This window comes from Kribbella sp. NPDC104740 (genome assembly GCF_055583505.1).
Genome location: NZ_JBVJNV010000003.1, coordinates 664,704 through 682,044 on the forward strand (window position 1 = coordinate 664,704; position 17,341 = coordinate 682,044).

The window sequence follows — 17,341 nt, forward strand, 5'->3', positions numbered from 1 at the left end:
CTCAGGCCGTCCAGATCTCGTGCATGCGCAGCTCCAGCACCGGGATCACGAAGCACGCGACCGCCAGCGCGCCGGCTCCCCAGCGGCTGCTCTCCGCCAGCGCCCACAGCGCGCCGATCGGCAGGATGATCAGCGAGCCGACCAGGTACCCGAAGAAGAACCCTCCGGACACGTCCCGGTCGGTCCCGGCGAACTGCACGATCCCGACCACCAGCTGCGCGACCAGCGCGACCTCGACCACGCCGAGCACCGCGAGCAGCGTCCAGTTGATCCGGCGATCGAGCGCGGCCAGCACGATCGCGTAGACCATCGCGGCGAGGGACAGTCCGACCAGGACCCAGGTGAGCGGTTCGTACACGGACTAGAGGATGTCACCCGGTGCGTACGACGCCGCTTCGGGGTAGCGCTTGGCGAGCTGGTCGATCTTGGCGACGACCGCGTCCACCTGGGCGACGGCCGCGCCGGTGAAGGTCAGCGGCTCGCCGACGATGCCGACGATCTGCTCCTCGGTCAGGCCGAGCCGGCCGTCGGTGCCGAGGCGGTGGAACAGGTCGTTGGCGGCCAGGCCCTTGCGCAGGTCGAGCGCGGTGGCGACGGCGTGCTCCTTGATCACCTCGTGCGCGGTCTCCCGGCCGACGCCGTTCTTCACCGCGGCCATCAGGATCTTCGTCGAGGTCAGGAACGGCAGGTACCGCTCCAGCTCCCGGTCCACGACCGCCGGGTAGACGCCGAACTCGGCGAGCACGGTCAGGAACGTCTCGAACAGCCCGTCGAGCGCGAAGAACGCGTCCGGCAGCGCCACCCGGCGTACGACGGAGCAGAAGACGTCCCCCTCGTTCCACTGGTTGCCGGCCAGCTCGCCGGCCATCGACGCGTAGCCGCGCAGGATCACCGCGAGGCCGTTCACCCGCTCGCAGGACCGGGTGTTCATCTTGTGCGGCATCGCCGACGAGCCGACCTGGCCCTCCTTGAAGCCCTCGGTGACCAGCTCGTGCCCGGCCATCAGCCGGATCGTCGTCGCCAGGCTGGACGGCCCGGCCGCCAGCTGGACCAGCGCGGAGACCACCTCGTAGTCCAGCGAGCGCGGGTAGACCTGGCCGACGCTGGTCAGCGTACGGCGGAAGCCGAGGTGCTGGGCGACCTCCGACTCCAGCCCGGCGAGCAGCTTGTCCTGGCCGCTGAACAGGTCGAGCATGTCCTGCGACGTCCCGACCGGGCCCTTGATCCCGCGCAGCGGGTACCGGTCGATCAGCTCCTCGAGCCGGGCGATCGCGACCAGCAGCTCGTCGGCCGCCGAGGCGAACCGCTTCCCGAGCGTCGTCGCCTGGGCCGCCACGTTGTGCGACCGGCCGGTCATCACCAGTGCCGCGTGCTCGGCCGCCTTCTGCCCGAGCTGGACCGCCGTCGCGACCGCGCGGTCCCGGACCAGCTCCAGTCCGGCGCGGATCTGCAGCTGCTCGACGTTCTCGGTCAGGTCGCGCGACGTCATGCCCTTGTGGATGTGCTCGTGGCCGGCGAGCGCGTTGAACTCCTCGATCCGGGCCTTCACGTCGTGCCGGGTGACCCGCTCACGCTCGGCGATCGACTCCAGGTCGACCTGGTCCAGCACCCGGCGGTAATCCTCCAGGACCCCGTCCGGCACGTCGACGCCGTACTCCTTCTGCGCGCTCAGCACCGCCAGCCACAGCTGCCGCTCGAGCACGATCTTGTGCTCCGGCGACCACAGCTCGGCCATCGACAGGCTGGCGTAGCGCGCGGCGAGAACGTTCGGGATCCGGGGCTTGCTGGAGTTCGGCACGGCTCCATTCTCCCTGGTCGGGCGAAGTCCGCCGTACGGGGTCTCAGCGCAGCTCGGCACCGATCAGCTCGACGGCGTGCCGGCCGGCCGACAGTACGCCGGGGAAGTTGAGGAACGCGTGCATCGTGTCGGCGTACTCGACGAGCCTGGTCGGTACGCCGGCCGCGGTGAGCCGGGCCGCGTAGCCGCGGGCGTCGTCGCGGAGTGGATCGCGCCCGGCGGCGAGGATCAGCGCCGGGGGGAGACCGCTCAGGTCCTCGGCGCGGATCGGTACGGCGGTGGCCGGAAGCTCACCGGCCGGGAAGTACACCTCGTCCGCCCAGCCCGGTCTGGTGGTGAGGAACACTCCGTCGAACAACTTCGCGGACTCGGTGTGCTGGTCGAAATCCAGACTCGGGTAGCACAGGATCTGCCGCTCAGGCTGCGCCAGCCCACGTTCCTTCGCGACCTGACAGGCCCCGGCAGCCAGCGCGGCGCCCGCGCTCTGCCCGCCGACGAGGATCCGGGTGTGTCCGTGCTCCCGCAGCCATTCGAGAGCGTCGACCACATCGTTCAGCGCCGCCGGATAAGGGTCCTCCGGCGCCAGCCGGTAGTTGAGCGACACCACCCCGACGTCGCCGTGGACCGCGATCCCGGAGGCGGCGTACTCGATGTCCCGCAGGTCGCCGCCGATGAACCCTCCGCCGTGCAACCACAGCAGCACCGGCCTCGGCTCGTCGGTTGGCGGCCGGTAGAGGCGAGCCTGCAGCGTCCGCCCGGGCAGCTCCAGTTCGAGATCGCTCACCCGCGCCGCCGGATGGACGACGTCCGCGAGCTCCGGGTCGGGCAACTCCATGCGATCCCGTAGCAACGCCTCGTACGGATCTGATTCCTCGGATGGCTCCGCAGCAAAGCGCGCCAGCAGCCGGTCGGTCTCCGACCTGAACCGCACATCCTCCACGACCTTCAGGCCGGCGAGTTCCCATGAGACGTTCACGCGACGGCCTCCGCAAAGCCCAGGTGCTTGCCCACATGCGCGTACGGCGGCGTCCCGTCCGGCGGCGTCGCCGCGTACTCCGCCAGCGCGCCGACGCTCCCACCGAACGGCCCGCCCGTCGCCGGATCCCGCCACGCGACCTCGTCGTACGACAAGATCTCGGCGACCAGCGCGTCCACAACACCCCCGAACCGCTCGATCAGCAGCCCCGACGGCAGCTGCCGCCCGGCCTCGACCCCGCCGACGTTGAGCGCGCTCCCGATCTCCGCCGTCTCCCACCGCGGATCGAGGCTCCAGTGCGACCGCCCGACCGCCGCCTCCCGCAGCAGCGCGAGGGTGATCTCGTCCCACATCAGTACGTGCGCGACCAGGTCGTGCAGGGAGTCGCAGAAGTGCCCGAGCGGACCGTCGGTCACGCGAAATCGTTCAGTGAGCCTGTCGGAGGGCAGCCCGTCGACGAGATCGAGCAACCGCTGCCGGTCGGCACGGACGAGCTGCGCGGCGACGGCCGCGGACGTTGTCGGAGTACGCATGGGCCCAGTCGAGCAGCCCACGCGTCACCCGTACGGTCAATTGACGATGTTGCGCAATCGTCAGACGGTGATCTCGCCCCGGGCCGCCTTCAGGGCGATGTCGGTGCGGTGCTGCGAGCCCTTGATCCGGATCTGCCCGACCCCGGCGTACGCGCGCTGCCGCGCCTCGTCGAGGTCCTTGCCGGTCGCGCTGACCGCGAGCACACGCCCGCCGGAGGTGACCAGCTCCTCGCCGTCCTGGCTCGTTCCGGCGTGGAAGACGCGGACGTTGCCGGCCTCGGCCTGCTCGATGCCGGCGATCGCGTCGCCGCTGCGCGGCTTCTCCGGGTACTTCTTCGCCGCGACGACCACCGCGACCGCGGAGCCGTTCTTCCAGGCCAGCGGCTCGGCGTCGGCGAGCTTGCCGGTCGCGGCGGCGGACAGGACCCCACCGAGCGGCGTCTTCAGCAGCGGCAGCAGCGCCTGCGTCTCGGGGTCACCGAAGCGGCAGTTGAACTCGATCACGCGGACGCCGCGGCTGGTCAGCGCCAGCCCGGCGTACAGGAGACCGCTGAACGGCGTACCGCGGCGGCGCATCTCGTCGACGGTCGGCTGGAGCACCTTCTCGGTGATCTCCTCGACCAGGTTTTCAGGGGCCCACGGCAACGGTGTGTAGGCGCCCATGCCGCCGGTGTTCGGGCCCTCGTCGTTGTCGCCGAGCCGCTTGAAGTCCTGGGCCGGCTGCATCGGCAGCACCGTCGTCCCGTCGGTGATCGCGAACAGCGACACCTCCGGGCCGTCCAGGTACTCCTCGATCAGCACCTGCCCGCACTCGGCCGCGTGCGCGAGCGCCGCCTCGCGGTCCGAGGTCACCACCACACCCTTGCCCGCGGCAAGCGCATCGTCCTTCACCACGTACGGCGGACCGAACGCGTCGATCGCCTCCGCGGCCTGCTCCGGCGTACGGCAGACGTAGGCCCGGCCGGTCGGCACGCTGGCCGCCGCCATCACGTCCTTGGCGAACGCCTTCGAGCCCTCCAGTTGCGCGGCCTCCTTCGACGGCCCGAAGACCGCGATCCCGGCCTCGCGCAGCGGGTCGGCGAGGCCGGCCACCAGCGGCGCCTCGGGCCCGACCACGGCCAGATCGGTCCCGGACTCCTGCGCCAGCGCGACGACCGCGTCGTGGTCGGAGATGTCCACCGGGCGGCAAACGATCGTTTGCCCTTCGTACGCCGGTTGCAACACGGCGATGCCAGGGTTGCCCGGGGCCGCCACCACCTGGGTGACGTCGGGATCCTGACTCAGCGCCCAGACCAGTGCGTGCTCACGGCCGCCAGAGCCGATGACCAATACCTTCACGGGCCCTGAGCCTAGTGCACTTGTGCGGGTACCGGGACGGTCGCCCCTGGGCGGTGTAAGACTGCGCGTTACTGGAGGTACTCGATTGACTACAAGCTCCGCGCCGGCGCCGCTGCGTCGCCGGCCCACCCCCGCGTCCCTGCTGTCCTGGCTGATGCTGGCCCCCTGCATCGTGATCTTCGCGCTGTTCATCGTCTGGCCGCTCGGCAAGTCGATCTCGCTGTCGCTGCACGGCAGCGACCTGTTCGGCCGCCCGGACGCCTTCGTCGGCCTGCAGCACTACCGCGACATGCTCGGCTCGGCCGAGTTCCGGCACATCCTCTGGGTGACCTTCGCGTTCGTGCTGCTGACCGTGATCCCCGGTGTGCTCGGCGGCCTGGCGATCGTGCTGCTGCTCGAGCAGCACATCAAGGGGATCCGGATCTTCCGGACCGCCTTCGCGCTGCCGTTCGCGTTCTCCGTCGCCAGCGCGTCGGTCATCTTCGCCACCATCTACAACCCGGCGATCGGCCTGGCCAACGGTGTCCTCGGCCGGTTCGGCGTCGACCGGATCGGCTGGCTGACCGACCCGTCCTGGGCGCTGATCAGCGTCGCGATCACCACGGTCTGGATGAGCATCGGCTACAACGTGCTGGTGCTGTCGGCCGGGATCGGCGCGATCCCGCAGGAGATCAACGAGGCGGCCACGCTCGACGGCGCCGGCGGCTGGCGGGCGTCGCGGTTCATCACCGTGCCGCTGCTCGGCCCGCAGCTGTTCTTCCTGGTGGTGATCTCGACGATCCAGTCGCTGCAGGGCTTCGGCCAGATCAAGATCCTCACCCCCGAGGGCGGGCCCGAGCAGTCGACCAAGACGCTCGTGTACTCGATCTACCACACCGCGTTCGCGAACAACGCGAGCGACTTCGGCGCCGCGTCGGCGCAGGCGATCGTGCTGTTCGTGATCCTGCTGGCGTGTACGGCGATTCAGTTCGGCGTACTGGAGAGGCGGGTGCACTACAAGTGACTCGTTCGAGCGTTGGACGGCTCGTCACGTACGCCGTACTGATTCTCGCCGCGCTGGCGGTGATCTTCCCCGTGTACTACGTGATCGCGGGCTCGATCATGTCGCCGGGCCAGATCTCGTCGTACCCGCCGGACCTGTTCCCGCACGGGATCTTCACCGGCAACTACGAGGGCGCCTCGTCGTCCGGGACGCCGATCGGCCGGCAGTACCTGAACTCGATCCTGCAGACCTCGATCATCACGCTGTCCCAGCTGATCACCAGCGTGCTGGCGGCGTACGCGTTCGTCTTCATGAGGATGTGGGGCCGGACCGTGCTGTTCGGGCTCTTCCTGGCCACGCTGATGGTGCCGTGGGAGTCGATCGTGCTGCCGAACTACCTGACCATCACCAGCTGGTCGGTCGGCGGCGAACGCCTCACCGCGTCGTACGCCGGCACGATGGTGGCGCTGGTGCTGCCGTTCCTGGCCAACGCGTTCGGGGTGTTCCTGCTCCGGCAGTCGTTCCTGCAGTTCCCGCTGGAGCTGCGGGACGCGGCGACCATCGACGGCGCCGGGCACTGGCGCTTCCTGACCCGGATCCTGGTGCCGCTGAACAAGCCGGCGCTGACGGCGGTGGGGCTGTACGTGTTCCTGGCAGCGTGGAACCAGTTCTTCTGGCCGCTGCTGATCGGCGACTCGGCCGACCGCCGCACGCTGCAGATCGGCATCAGCCAGCTCAACGACGCCGAGGCCGCCGATCCCGGGCTGATCCTGGCCGGCGTCACCCTGTCCATCCTGCCCACCCTGGCCATCGTGATCTTCGGCCAGCGCTTCATCGTCCGCGGGCTGACCGCGGGCGCCATCCGGTAGTACGAAGAGAGGTACGAGCATGCGATCAGTCCTTCCACGGCGTACGGCGACCGCGGTGTCGCTGCTGGCGGTGCTCGCCCTGGTGGCGGCCGGATGCGGGAGCAGCGACTCCGGCGACGGCGACTCCAGCGGCGGGCAGGACGCCCCCGACGCGAGCGCGCTGGAGAACGCGAGCGGCGTCACCAAGGTGACGTTCTGGCACGGCATGAAGGGCGCCAACGGTGAGGCCGTCGACAAGCTGGTGAAGGCGTTCAACGCCGAGAACACCGGCAAGATCGAGGTCCAGGCCGTCTACCAGGGCGACTACGACGAGACGATCACGAAGTACAAGACGTCGGTCCAGCAGGGCAACACGCCGTCGGTCGTCCAGATCTACGACATCGGCTCGCGGTTCATGATCGACTCCAAGCAGACCGTGCCGATCCAGTCGTTCGCCGACAAGGACGGGTACACGCTGGACTCGATCGAGCCGAACATCGCGAACTACTACTCGATCGACGGCAAGCTGAACTCGATGCCGTTCAACACGTCGATGCCGCTGCTGTACATCAACAAGGAAGCCTTCGTGAAGGCCGGCCTGGACCCGGCCAAGCCGCCGGCCAACCTCGACGAGATCATGGAGGCCGCGAAGAAGCTGACCGTCAAGCAGGGCGGCAAGACGGTCCAGTACGGCTTCAACGCCGCGATCTACGGCTGGTTCCTGGAGCAGCTGATCGCACAGTCCGGTACGACGTACTGCGACAACGAGAACGGCCGCAAGGACCTCGCGACGCAGGTCAACTTCGCCGACGCCGAGGGCGTGAAGATCGCCACCTGGTACCAGCAGATGGTCAAGCAGGGCCTGATGCCGAACACCGGCAAGAAGACCGACGACGCCCAGGCCGTCTTCAAGTCCGGCACGTCGGCGATGCACCTGGAGTCCACCGGCTCGCTGCGCGGCTACCTGGACGCCGCCAAGGGCAAGTTCACCGTGATGACCGCACCGTTCCCGAAGCTGTCCGCCGACAGCACCGGCGGCCCGATCATCGGCGGCGCCTCCCTGTGGGTCGACGGCCCCGGCCACTCCGACGCCGAGAAGCGCGCCTCCTGGGAGTTCGTGAAGTTCGCCTCCACCCCCGAGCAGCAGGCCGCCTGGCACACCGGCACCGGCTACTTCCCGATCAACTCCAAGGCCCTCGACCTCCCCGAGGACAAGGCGTGGGTCGCCCAGTACCCGCAGTTCACCACCGCCATCACCCAGCTCCACAACACCAAGCCGAGCAACCCGTCGTCGGGCTGCATCCTCGGCGTCATGCCCCAGGCCCGCAAGGCCTCCGAGGACGGCCTGGAGAAGGCAGTCCTCGGCACCGACCCGACCCAGGCGATGAAGGCCGCCGCCGACAGCATCAAGCCCCAGATCGACCAGTACAACAAGACGGTCAAGAAGTAATCGCGTGACAGTGGCCCCGGAGACCTTCGGGTCTCCGGGGCCCTTTCACACCTGGTCGGCCGGCCACGCCACCCACTCGACTCCTTCGGGCCGCTCGCCGCCCTTCAGCAGAAAGTCCTTCGCTGCGGCGATCAGGACATCCAGCTCGAGCTCGGAGTCCGTCGGGAACCCTTCGAGGTTCCCCATGTGGTTGTAGAGCGGCCCTTCGTCACGTCGGCTCTCGTCGCCGACCGCGTACCAGGAGCTCGACACGTCGGAGTACCGCAGTCCGCCGACCTTTCCCTCGCCGTACACCGCGATCCGCAGCGAGTGGTCGGGAAATCCCTGCGCAGTCAGCGTTCGCTGGTCGACGTAGACCACGGCGACCGAGTTGTACGGGTCGGCGGCCAGCGCCCCGATCAGGGCCTCCAGGTCGTCGGCCACCTCGATCAGCGCCGGCTCGTCGCCGTGCCCGTGCCTGAAGTAGGCCTTCGCCGTGTAGCTCATCTCATGCCTTTCCTACAAAGGTGATCGGCGCCGCATCGGGCCAGTGGACGGTCAGCCGCCCACCGGGCGGCAAGAACTCGGGCAGGTACCGCCGGCAACTCTCCGGCCCTTCGCAGGGCTTGTTGTTGATGTAGATCGTCTCATCGGCCAGACCACGCTCCCGCATCATCATCGCGAACTTGATCTCGACATGTGCGGTGACCGTCGTGGGTGCGAACTTCCGGCTGACCCGGAGGTCCTCGGCGGCTTCGCGATACTCGTCGTGCCCGCTGAGCAGGTCGTTGCGACCCCCGTCGCCGTCGAACCAGATCCCTCGGGTCTTGGCATACGGATTGTCTCGCGCCGGCAGTTTGCTGCGGATGACTTCCTGAGCCGCCGGGTCCGCACGAGGAACACCTCCGCCCCCAGGCGTCCGGGATCCGCCAGAACCCGGCACGCCGCGCGTGACCAAGCGGTCGGCCCAGGCACGCGCCTTGAGCACCGCACCTTCGGCGTGGTGCGCGGCCTCCTCGCAGCGCCGGGCGGCCTCATCCAGCTGGACCGCTGCTTGACGGGCCGCGGGGTTGGCCGACGACTGGCCGACAACCGCGGCACTGGCACGGCATTGCTGGGCGTAGCGCCGAAGCGCCACCGCGACCTGAGGCAACTGGTCAAGGCACTCGACCAGGCCACGAGCCACCCGTTCGAGCTCCGACGGCACGGGGTGGACCTAGATCTGGTCGCTGTAAGCGCGACATCCGTGCGCCGCGATCTGCAACGACTCGATCGCTTGCCCCAAGGACCGTCCAGCGGCATCGAGAAGCTGGGCGATGTCCCGATCCGTACCCGTCGCCGACCCCGCGATCAGCGCCTGGACCTGCGCCGCGTGCTGAGTGAACTTCTGCTGGAAGCCGCCCAGGCCACCCGCTGCCTGCTGAGCCTCGTTCGTGAGCTGGTAGAGCTGTTCTTTGAGCCGCTGGATGTCCGACATGGCGGTAGTCCACCGCGAGCCGTCCGGACGGCGTCACCGCCTGCGAGGACGTTTCAGGACGTCCTGGCTGAGTCCGGACGTCCTGCAGTCGTACCGGCTGGTCGTGCTCTCGGGCTCGTAGCCTGGTCAGGTGTCCGTGCAGACGACAGCCGCCCAGCTCGCGGAATCCCATCTCGCCGCTGACCTGCCGACCCGCTGGCAGCACGTCCAGGGAGTCGGTGTCCGAGCCGAGGCGATCGGCGCCGCGCTGGGCGAGGGCGGAGGCGTCCTCGTAGCGGCCGCCTGGCTGCACGACATCGGCTACGCGCCAAGCCTCGTCGACACTGGGTTCCACCCTCTCGACGGTGCTCGCTTCCTGCGCCGTACCGGGGTCGACGAGCGCGTGACCTGCCTGGTCGCCCACCACACCTGCGCCCTCGTGGAGGCCGAGGAGCGCGGCCTGTCAGGTGTCCTGACTGCGGAGTTCGAGCGCGAGGTCTCGCCGACGGCCGACCTCCTGTGGCTCTGCGACCTGACGACCGGTCCCGCGGGCCAGCGCCTGACCGTCCCGGAGCGGATCGCAGAGATCTTCTCCCGATACGGTCCCGAACACCTGGTCACCCGGTCGATTGCCCGGGCCGAGCCGGAACTCCTCGCGGCCGCGACTCGGGCCGAGCGCTTCCTTGCCGTGGCTCAACCGAGGAACGGCTGATCGGTTCGGGCCAGGAAGTGCTCGACGCGCTGCCTCATCGAGGGGTGCATCGGATGGTCGTCGAGCTTGTCCGGACTGACCCACTCGACCTGCGAGGACTCCGAGCTCGGGGTCGGGACGCCGTCGATCCGCCGAGCGACGAAGACGATCGAGAACTCCTGCCGGACCTCGCCGTCGCTGGTGTACTCCAGGACGTGGTGCGGGTTGGTGTAGATCCCGACCAGGCCGGTCACCTGACAGCGGATTCCGGTCTCCTCCACGACCTCCCGCTCGCCGGCCTGGACGATCGTCTCGCCGAGATCCATCGCTCCACCTGGAAGCGCCCAGTTTCCGTTGTCGGTCCGCCGAATGAGCAGGATCCGTCCGTCGCCGTCCTCGACCACCACGTTCGCTGACGGGACCAGACTGTTGGGTGCGGGAGCATCCGGGTCGTCCAGGTAGTCGATGCGCGCCATGGAATCAGGATCCCACGGCCGGACCGGCGTGCGGCGCCGCGATGTTCCAGATGCGCTCGAAACTCGCGAGGTAGTGGTCGAACATCCGGCCTCCGGGCACGCGGCGCAGGTGCAGCACCGGGTTGTGGCCCGCCGGCGCGCCGTGGACGTGCATGTTCACCAGAAGGTCGTCGTCGAACCGGTACAGCGAGTTGTACAGGATCGTCCGGTGCAGTCGGACGTCGATCCCGTCCGTGCCCGAAGCGGTGCCCAGGTAGCGAAGACTCGTCCGGACCCGCGCGGCGAGCCCGTCGCCGATTCCTTCTTCGTCTCCTCGGGTTTGGACCACGTCCGAGGTCGGGTCGCCGAACAGCAATCGGCAGCGCAGACCGCCCTCGGCGCTGCGGGTCATCGTACTGACGAAATCCGGGTTGGAGTCGAAGAGGAACAGGCCCGCGAAGACCAGGATGTCGATCCGGTCCTGAGCACCGGCGGTCAACGAAGCCCAGAGTTGCTGCGGGACCGCGCCGCGGTGCGGATACAGGTCGACGAGCTCGACGGCGGGCGCGGATCGTTCCTGGCGCGAAGTGTCGGCCGAGGGCCACAAGTAGGTCTCGTCCCGGACGAGCAGCTGAGCTGTCGCCCACCGGTGGCGGCGGTGCGGTACCCGTCCGCTGGTGATCCAGCGCTCGACAGTCTTCGGGTCGACCTCGATCTGCCGTGCCAGGTCATCGGGTCCGAGACCGGCCGCGGCAAGGGCGCCTCGGAGACGTTCGTTGGCCATCGCAGTCCCCCAGGTCGTCCGGCTCTCGTCGCAGTATCCCAGAAGGCGACCACCCTCCGTGGTCTCAGTCTTGCGGGCGCGTGACGCGAGGTGTGTCCACCTGCTGCTGCGAGGCGACCTCCGGGGTGATCCCCAGGCGGTCCTGTTCGGCCTGGACGATCTGGTCCTGGAGGGCGTTGTGGTGGGTGGTGTCGGTGGCTCGGGGGTCGAGGGATTTGGCTTCGGACTGGCGGGCGTACTCGTCGAAGAGGTCGCGTTTGTGGGTTTGGAGGTCGCGGATGCGTTCGTCGACGGTGTCCTTGGCCAGCAGGCGGTGGACCTGGACGGTGCGGATCTGGCCCATGCGGTGGGCTCGGGCGATGGCTTGGTCCTCGGTGCTGGGTTTCCACTGGGGTTCGGTGATGACGACGACCGAGGCGGCTTGGACGTTGAGGCCGACGCCGCCGGCGTCGATCTGGCTGAGCAGGACGGCGTGGCCGAGGGTGGCGGTGAAGGTGTCGATGAGGTGCTGGCGCTGGGTGGGTGGGAGGGAGCCCTGGATGATGCCCACCGGAGAGCAGGATCGTTCGAGGTCGGCCAGAACGTTGAGGAAGAAGGAGAAGATGATGACCTTGTGGCCGTCTTCGCGGGCTTCCTCGATGATTTCGGCGATGCGGTCGGTCTTGGCGGGGAAGGTTGCCTGGCGCATCTTCATCAGGTTGCCGGAGCGGACGGCGTCGACGTACGGGCGCTGGTCCTCGAGGAGGACCCAGTCGTCGATCTCGATCTTCTCGGGCAGCTCGGTGAGGACGTCTTCCTGGTTGCGGCGCAGGTAGACCGGTGCGACGGCACGGCGGAAGCGTTGGGCGCCGGCGACGGCATCCGTTGCCTTGAGCCCCTTTGCCGTGGCGGGCTGGAGGTAGCCGACCAGGGTGCGGAACTCCTCGACGCGGTTCTCCATCGGCGTACCGGTCAGGAAGACGACGCGCTGGGCCAGCGCTGAAGCCTCGGCGACCTCGCGGGAGCGGGCGGTCGACGGGTTCTTCACGTAGTGCGCCTCGTCGACGATCAGCAGCGCGGTCTCGTGCTCGTCGAGCAGGGACAGGCTGCCGAGCGTCCCGAACGTCGTCACCGCGACGCCGCCGTCGCGTAACCACCGCCGGGCGGCGCCGTCGCGATGCGCTCCGTGCAGGCTGTGCGCCTGCAGGCGGGTGTGCTTCTCGATCTCGTTCAGCCAGTTGATCTGCACGCTCGCCGGGCACACCACCAGGAACCGCTGCTGCCCCCGCGCCGCCAGGTGCGCCGCCGCGGCGAGCGCCTGGATGGTCTTCCCGAGCCCCATCTCGTCGCCGAGGATCGACCGCTCCTGGTGGATCAGGTACTGCGCGCCAAACACCTGGTACCCGCGCAGCGTCGACCGCACCAGCGACGTGTCCAGCGGTACGGCGGTGATCCGCTGCCGCAGCTCCTCCGGGATGAAGCCCTGCGCGGCCTCGCCCTCGACCGCGACCTCGCCGACCGTCGACAGGATCGCGTTGTACGACGCCGCGTCGGCGGCGTACTCGCCCCACAGATCGTTGTCCTCAGCAACATCCGTGTGCCGGGCCAACTCCCCTTCCAGCCAAGCGGTCCGCGGATGCCCGTCGATCACCTCCAGCTGCCCCAGCGCCACCAGCGCAGCCCGCCGCCGCTCCCGCCCGGCGAACCACAACCGCACCCGCCCCCGCGCAGGCGCCGCGGCCTCCAGCAGCGTCCGCGCCGTGTCGGCCATCTCCCGCGCCGGCCCGATCAGCTCCGCCGCGGCAGCATCAGCGCGCCGTACGGCGGCCAACGTCGCCAACAGCTCCCGCTGCTGCTCGGTCGGCCGGTCCGGGTCGAAACGGAACCGCGCGGACCGCGCCACACCGTCGACAACCGTCCGCACCGCGTCGCTGATCTTCGACGCGGTCTTCGCCCCGATCCCCGGCAGCGCGACGAGCTCCTCGTCCGAAACTCCGACCAGCCGCCCGACCGTCGCGTACCGAGCCTCCTCCAGTACGCCGACGAACCGCGCCCCCACCACCTCCTGCAGCGACGACACCGCGAGCCCGTCCAGCTCGCTCTGCACCTGCCGCCGGGTCAGCGACCGCAGCTGGTCTCGCGCCTGCGCCCGCAGTACTGCAGGCCTCTCGACCAGCTCCTCGGCCGCAGCCTGCAGCGCCGAGAGCCGCTGGATCAGCCGCCGCGCGGGCTTGCCCGCGATCGACCGCAGCCGGTCGAGGTCGGGCGCCTCCCCCTGCTCGCTCACGGTCCCAGTCTGACTCAGTAGTGCCAGTAGTACCGAGCGTCGGCGTTCCAGGTGACGGGGACGGTGGTGCGGTTGGTGAACGCCATGCCGAGGCCGCGGGCGAGCTCCAGCGTTCGGGACAGCTGCAGCGAGTACGGGTGGTTGTTGTCGTCCCACCACTGCTCGACCTGGGTGATGCAGGTCTGACCGGTGAACGACGGGTTCGAGCACGGGTGCGGCGGCAGCCACTTCTGCAGGTGGCGGAAGTTGACGGTGGTCGAACCGTTCGGCGGCTTGATCGTTCCCTTGGCGTCGAGGCAGTAGCCGACCGCGGGGATCGTCCACCGCACGTAGTGCTGGCGCCCGCCGGCCGAGGGCAGCGGCTTCATGGCCGAGCAGGTGGCGTCGCCGAGCGTTTCGGACGTGACCCGCTGGATCTGGGTCAACGGCCGCCCGGCGCCGTCGTTGTAGCCCTCGAGCAGCACCCAGTCGCCCTCGCGGACGAAGTGCTCGGCGGACTTCGGCGGCCAGGCCTTCGGGTCGCCCCAGGAGATGTCGGCGGCGTTGGCCGACAGCGGCGTCCACGCCCACTGGCCGGCCGCCGTACCGCCGGCCCAGTACTGGCCCGCGGAGCGTTCGAACATGAGTGAGTACTGACCGTAGTTCTCGGCGGCGGCCGCCTGCGCGGGCTGAGCCCCGGCAGCGAGGACGAGCACGAGCAGCACCGCGAGCATCTTCCGCATGGACACCGACAGTAATCCTGTTCACGAACCCCGCCCGGGATTAGGGTCCAGAAAAGTCCGATCCCAAGGAGCTGAGATGCCGGAAGCTGTCAGCCACACCCTCGACGTGCCCGGGGCCGTCCTGACGTACGACGTCCGCGGCGACCTCGCCGACCGTGCGCGGCCGGTGCTGCTGCTGATCGGGTCGCCGATGGGCGCGAGCGGGTTCCCGACGCTGGCGTCGCACTTCGCGGACCGGACCGTGGTCACCTACGACCCGCGCGGCGTCGAGCGCAGTCAGCGCACCGACGGGAGCGGGGAGCTGTCGCCGGAGGACCACGCGGGCGACCTCGTCGCGGTGATCGAGAAGCTCGACGCGGGCCCGGTCGACCTGTTCGCGAGCAGCGGCGGCGCGGTCAACGCGCTCGCGCTCCTTGCCCGCCGACCCGACCTGGTCAACCGCCTGGTCGCGCACGAGCCCCCGCTGGCCGGGCTGATCTCCGACTCCGAGTACGCGCTGGCCGCGACCGAGGACATCTACGAGACCTACCACCGCGACGGCATGGGCAAGGCGATGGCCAAGTTCATCGCGATCACCAGCCACGAGGGCGAGTTCACCGCCGAGTACGTCAAGCAGCCGGCGCCGGACCCGGCGATGTTCGGGCTGCCGAGCGAGGACGACGGCAACCGCGACGACGCGCTGCTCCAGCAGAACCTGCGCGGGTGTACGTCGTACCGGCCGGACGAGGGCGCGCTGGCGCAAGCAACCGACCGGTTGGTTGTCGCGGTCGGTGAGGAGTCCGGCACGCAGCTGGCCCGCCGCGGCGGCGAGGCGATCGCCGCGCGGCTCGGGCTGACGCCGGTGGTGTTCCCGAGCAACCACGGCGGGTTCCTCGGCGACGAGTACGGCGGCGGAATGGCCGGGCAGCCCGAGGCATTCGCCGCGAAGCTCCGCGAGACCTTGGACGCCTGACGCGGACGCCCACCACCCACCAACCCTCCGCCGCCACGCCCGGCCAGGCGTGGCGACGGCTCCGGAAAGCGGCCGATCCGGGGTTGGTGAGTGGTGCACGTCCGCCGATCTGCTTAGCTGGTGGCATGACTGACAAGCCTGAGATCGACTTTCCGGACGGCCCGCCGCCGGCGGATCTGGAGATCACCGACATCACCGAGGGCGACGGCGACGAGGCCAAGGCCGGTTCCCGCGTCAACGTGCACTACGTGGGCGTGGCCCACTCCACCGGCGAGGAGTTCGACGCGTCGTACAACCGGGGCGCGCCGCTGGCCTTCCAGCTCGGCGTCGGCCAGGTCATCCAGGGCTGGGACACCGGCGTCCAGGGGATGAAGGTGGGCGGCCGCCGCAAACTGGTCATCCCGCCGCACCTGGGCTACGGCGACCGTGGCGCGGGCAACGCGATCAAGCCCGGCGAGACCCTGATCTTCGTGGTGGACCTGATCAGCGTCAGCTGACCTACCGCAGTTCAGCCCCCGGGTGCGTCACAATCGACGCATCCGGGGGCTTTCGCGTAGTTCCACTCATCCGCCGTACCGCCCGGACCTGCTCGACTGGGAGGTATGACGACGATGGTTGCTCCCGCAGTCCAGGCCACCGCGCGGACCGCCGGCTGGGTCCGGTACGCCGCCCTGGCCGCCAAGGCGGTCCTGTTCCTGCTGTTGCTGACGGCCCTGATCTGGCCGGACCTGAGCGGGATCAAGGGCAAGGCGTCGACCGCCCGCCTGATCGTCTACCCGGTCGGCGCGATGGTGCTGCCGCTGTGGTGGTGGGCGTACGGGCGGACCCGGTCGAAGCTGCACAAGAGCTTCCCGTGGACCGCCGACCTGCTGATGACGCTGCCCTGGCTGATCGACCTGATCGGCAACCGGCTGAACCTGTTCGACACCATCACCTGGTGGGACGACGCGATGCACTTCGTGCTCTGGGGTTTCCTCACCGCCGGCGTGCTGCTCGCGTTCGCGCCGCGCCCGCTGTCACGCGGGCTGACCGCGTTCGTCGCGCTCGGCTTCGGCGCGACGGCCGCGGTGGTGTGGGAGGTCGGCGAGTACTACGCCTTCATCCGGCACTCGACCGAGCTGCAGACGGCGTACACGGACACGCTCGGCGACATGACGCTCGGGACTTTGGGCGCTCTGCTGGCCGGACTGATCGTTTTCCAGGTCCGCAAGAGCTGACTACTTGTCCGTCGGCCGGCAGATTCCGTTCGCCAGCGCGCTGGCGGCCAGCGCCCGGGCCGCCGGATTCGTGTCCTGTACGGCGGCCGGCGCGGTGTGCCGGCCGACCGGCACCACCATCGGCGTACCGGCGACCGGGTCGGGGATGATCTTCACCGCCAGCCCGAACACGTCCTCGACGGTCTGCTCGGTGATCACCTCGCGCGGGTCGCCCTCGCAGACGATCGCGCCGTCCTTCATCGCGATCAGGTGGTCGCCGAAACGGCAGGCCTGGTTCAGGTCGTGCAGCACGAGCACGATGGTCCGCTCGTCGCGCTTGTTCAGGTCGACCAGCAGGTCGAGCACCTCGAACTGGTGGGTCAGGTCGAGGAACGTGGTCGGCTCGTCGAGCAGCAGGATGCCGGTCTCCTGGGCCAGCGCCATCGCGATCCAGACCCGCTGCCGCTGACCGCCGGACAGCTCGTCGATCGGCCGGTCGGCGATCTCCAGTACGTCGGTCGACACCATCGCGGCCGCGACCGCCTCGTCGTCGGCCTTGGTCCACTGCCGGATCCAGCCCTGGTGCGGGTACCGGCCGCGGCCGACCAGGTCGGCGACCGTGATCCCCTCCGGCGCGGTCGGCGACTGCGGCAGCAGCCCGAGCTTGGTCGCGACCTCGCGGGTCGGTACCTGCTGGATGCTCTTGCCGTCCAGCATCACCGCGCCCCGGGACGGCTTCAGCAGCCGGGCCAGCGTCTTCAGCAGCGTCGACTTGCCGCACGCGTTCGCCCCGACGATCACCGTGATCTTGCCGGTCGGGATCCGCACCGACAGGTCGTGGATGATCTCGCGCTGGTCGTACCCGACGGCCAGGCCGTCGGCGGACAGCGAGTGCTCCACAGAGTTCTCCATCTC

20 protein-coding genes are annotated in these 17,341 nt (G+C 69.4%); 7 read left to right on the forward strand and 13 right to left on the reverse strand.

The features are described 5' to 3' along the window. Position 1 precedes the first annotated feature (1 nt). Genes ACZ6Z4_RS19305 through purD form a run of 5 tightly spaced genes read right to left on the reverse strand, consistent with a single transcriptional unit; the run spans position 2 to position 4,645 of the window. The gene (locus ACZ6Z4_RS19305; protein ID WP_465565763.1) at positions 2-358 is read right to left on the reverse strand and encodes a hypothetical protein; all 357 of its coding nucleotides are present in this window, start codon (positions 356-358) and stop codon (positions 2-4) included. 3 nt (positions 359-361) lie between these two features. After that, positions 362-1,798, reverse strand: coding sequence for an adenylosuccinate lyase (gene purB / locus ACZ6Z4_RS19310; RefSeq protein WP_465565766.1), 1,437 nt, complete (start codon positions 1,796-1,798; stop codon positions 362-364). Between the two features lie 43 nt (positions 1,799-1,841). Beyond that, positions 1,842-2,774 carry an alpha/beta hydrolase gene (locus ACZ6Z4_RS19315; protein ID WP_465565769.1) on the reverse strand — a complete coding sequence of 311 codons (933 nt, stop codon included), beginning with the start codon at positions 2,772-2,774 and terminating at the stop codon, positions 1,842-1,844. After that, positions 2,771-3,307 (reverse strand): hypothetical protein, encoded by a 537-nt coding sequence (locus ACZ6Z4_RS19320; RefSeq protein ID WP_465565772.1) that lies wholly within the window; start codon positions 3,305-3,307, stop codon positions 2,771-2,773. Before ACZ6Z4_RS19320 ends, ACZ6Z4_RS19315 begins: the two co-directional genes overlap by 4 nt. A 60-nt stretch (positions 3,308-3,367) precedes the next feature. Then, positions 3,368-4,645: a phosphoribosylamine--glycine ligase gene (purD, locus tag ACZ6Z4_RS19325; RefSeq protein ID WP_465565775.1), complete on the reverse strand. Its 1,278-nt coding sequence runs from the start codon at positions 4,643-4,645 to the stop codon at positions 3,368-3,370. Positions 4,646-4,730: 85 nt separating this feature from the next. Between purD and ACZ6Z4_RS19330 the strand changes: the two genes are divergently transcribed. From ACZ6Z4_RS19330 to ACZ6Z4_RS19340, 3 genes are read left to right on the forward strand one after another with little or no spacing between them, the layout of a single operon-like run. Further along, positions 4,731-5,648, forward strand: coding sequence for a carbohydrate ABC transporter permease (locus tag ACZ6Z4_RS19330; protein WP_363669675.1), 918 nt, complete (start codon positions 4,731-4,733; stop codon positions 5,646-5,648). Beyond that, entirely contained in the window at positions 5,645-6,496 is an 852-nt protein-coding gene (locus ACZ6Z4_RS19335) for a carbohydrate ABC transporter permease (protein ID WP_465565780.1), read from the forward strand. The genes ACZ6Z4_RS19330 and ACZ6Z4_RS19335 overlap by 4 nt, the downstream gene beginning before the upstream one ends. 19 nt (positions 6,497-6,515) lie before the next feature. Beyond that, positions 6,516-7,925, forward strand: a complete 1,410-nt coding sequence (locus tag ACZ6Z4_RS19340) for an ABC transporter substrate-binding protein (RefSeq protein WP_465565784.1) — start codon at positions 6,516-6,518, stop codon at positions 7,923-7,925. 45 nt (positions 7,926-7,970) lie between these two features. Here ACZ6Z4_RS19340 and ACZ6Z4_RS19345 read toward each other — a convergent pair whose 3' ends face one another. Genes ACZ6Z4_RS19345 through ACZ6Z4_RS19355 form a run of 3 tightly spaced genes read right to left on the reverse strand, consistent with a single transcriptional unit; the run spans position 7,971 to position 9,381 of the window. Then, positions 7,971-8,411, reverse strand: a complete 441-nt coding sequence (locus ACZ6Z4_RS19345; RefSeq protein WP_465565787.1) for an Imm1 family immunity protein — start codon at positions 8,409-8,411, stop codon at positions 7,971-7,973. 1 nt (position 8,412) lies between these two features. Continuing rightward, positions 8,413-9,111 carry a DddA-like double-stranded DNA deaminase toxin gene (locus tag ACZ6Z4_RS19350; protein ID WP_465565789.1) on the reverse strand — a complete coding sequence of 233 codons (699 nt, stop codon included), beginning with the start codon at positions 9,109-9,111 and terminating at the stop codon, positions 8,413-8,415. Between the two features lie 9 nt (positions 9,112-9,120). Next, positions 9,121-9,381 (reverse strand): hypothetical protein, encoded by a 261-nt coding sequence (locus ACZ6Z4_RS19355; protein WP_465565792.1) that lies wholly within the window; start codon positions 9,379-9,381, stop codon positions 9,121-9,123. A gap of 130 nt (positions 9,382-9,511) precedes the next feature. On the opposite strand from ACZ6Z4_RS19355, the gene ACZ6Z4_RS19360 reads away from it, so the two are divergent. Beyond that, positions 9,512-10,072 carry an HD domain-containing protein gene (locus ACZ6Z4_RS19360; protein ID WP_465565795.1) on the forward strand — a complete coding sequence of 187 codons (561 nt, stop codon included), beginning with the start codon at positions 9,512-9,514 and terminating at the stop codon, positions 10,070-10,072. Here ACZ6Z4_RS19360 and ACZ6Z4_RS19365 read toward each other — a convergent pair. The 4 genes from ACZ6Z4_RS19365 to ACZ6Z4_RS19380 form a co-directional block, all read right to left on the reverse strand. Continuing rightward, the gene (locus ACZ6Z4_RS19365) at positions 10,054-10,527 is read right to left on the reverse strand and encodes an NUDIX hydrolase (protein ID WP_465565798.1); all 474 of its coding nucleotides are present in this window, start codon (positions 10,525-10,527) and stop codon (positions 10,054-10,056) included. The two genes, ACZ6Z4_RS19360 and ACZ6Z4_RS19365, sit on opposite strands and share 19 nt — an antisense overlap. 4 nt (positions 10,528-10,531) lie before the next feature. Continuing rightward, complete coding sequence (locus ACZ6Z4_RS19370) at positions 10,532-11,290, reverse strand: XRE family transcriptional regulator (protein WP_465565801.1); 759 nt, start codon at positions 11,288-11,290, stop codon at positions 10,532-10,534. A gap of 64 nt (positions 11,291-11,354) precedes the next feature. Further along, a complete protein-coding gene (locus ACZ6Z4_RS19375; protein ID WP_465565804.1) occupies positions 11,355-13,556 on the reverse strand; it encodes a DEAD/DEAH box helicase in 2,202 nt (733 codons plus the stop codon). A gap of 14 nt (positions 13,557-13,570) precedes the next feature. Then, positions 13,571-14,278, reverse strand: a complete 708-nt coding sequence (locus ACZ6Z4_RS19380; RefSeq protein WP_465565807.1) for a hypothetical protein — start codon at positions 14,276-14,278, stop codon at positions 13,571-13,573. Positions 14,279-14,354: 76 nt separating this feature from the next. On the opposite strand from ACZ6Z4_RS19380, the gene ACZ6Z4_RS19385 reads away from it, so the two are divergent. The 3 genes from ACZ6Z4_RS19385 to ACZ6Z4_RS19395 all read left to right on the forward strand — a co-directional run bounded on the left by ACZ6Z4_RS19385 (position 14,355) and on the right by ACZ6Z4_RS19395 (position 16,447). Next, a complete protein-coding gene (locus ACZ6Z4_RS19385; protein ID WP_465565810.1) occupies positions 14,355-15,230 on the forward strand; it encodes an alpha/beta fold hydrolase in 876 nt (291 codons plus the stop codon). A gap of 125 nt (positions 15,231-15,355) precedes the next feature. Beyond that, positions 15,356-15,727: an FKBP-type peptidyl-prolyl cis-trans isomerase gene (locus ACZ6Z4_RS19390; protein ID WP_344182671.1), complete on the forward strand. Its 372-nt coding sequence runs from the start codon at positions 15,356-15,358 to the stop codon at positions 15,725-15,727. A 105-nt stretch (positions 15,728-15,832) separates the two neighbouring features. Next, complete coding sequence (locus ACZ6Z4_RS19395) at positions 15,833-16,447, forward strand: DUF2238 domain-containing protein (RefSeq protein WP_465565813.1); 615 nt, start codon at positions 15,833-15,835, stop codon at positions 16,445-16,447. On the opposite strand, the gene ACZ6Z4_RS19400 is transcribed toward ACZ6Z4_RS19395, so the two are convergent. Next, positions 16,448-17,338, reverse strand: coding sequence for an ABC transporter ATP-binding protein (locus ACZ6Z4_RS19400; protein ID WP_465565817.1), 891 nt, complete (start codon positions 17,336-17,338; stop codon positions 16,448-16,450). Between the last annotated feature and the right edge of the window lie 3 nt (positions 17,339-17,341).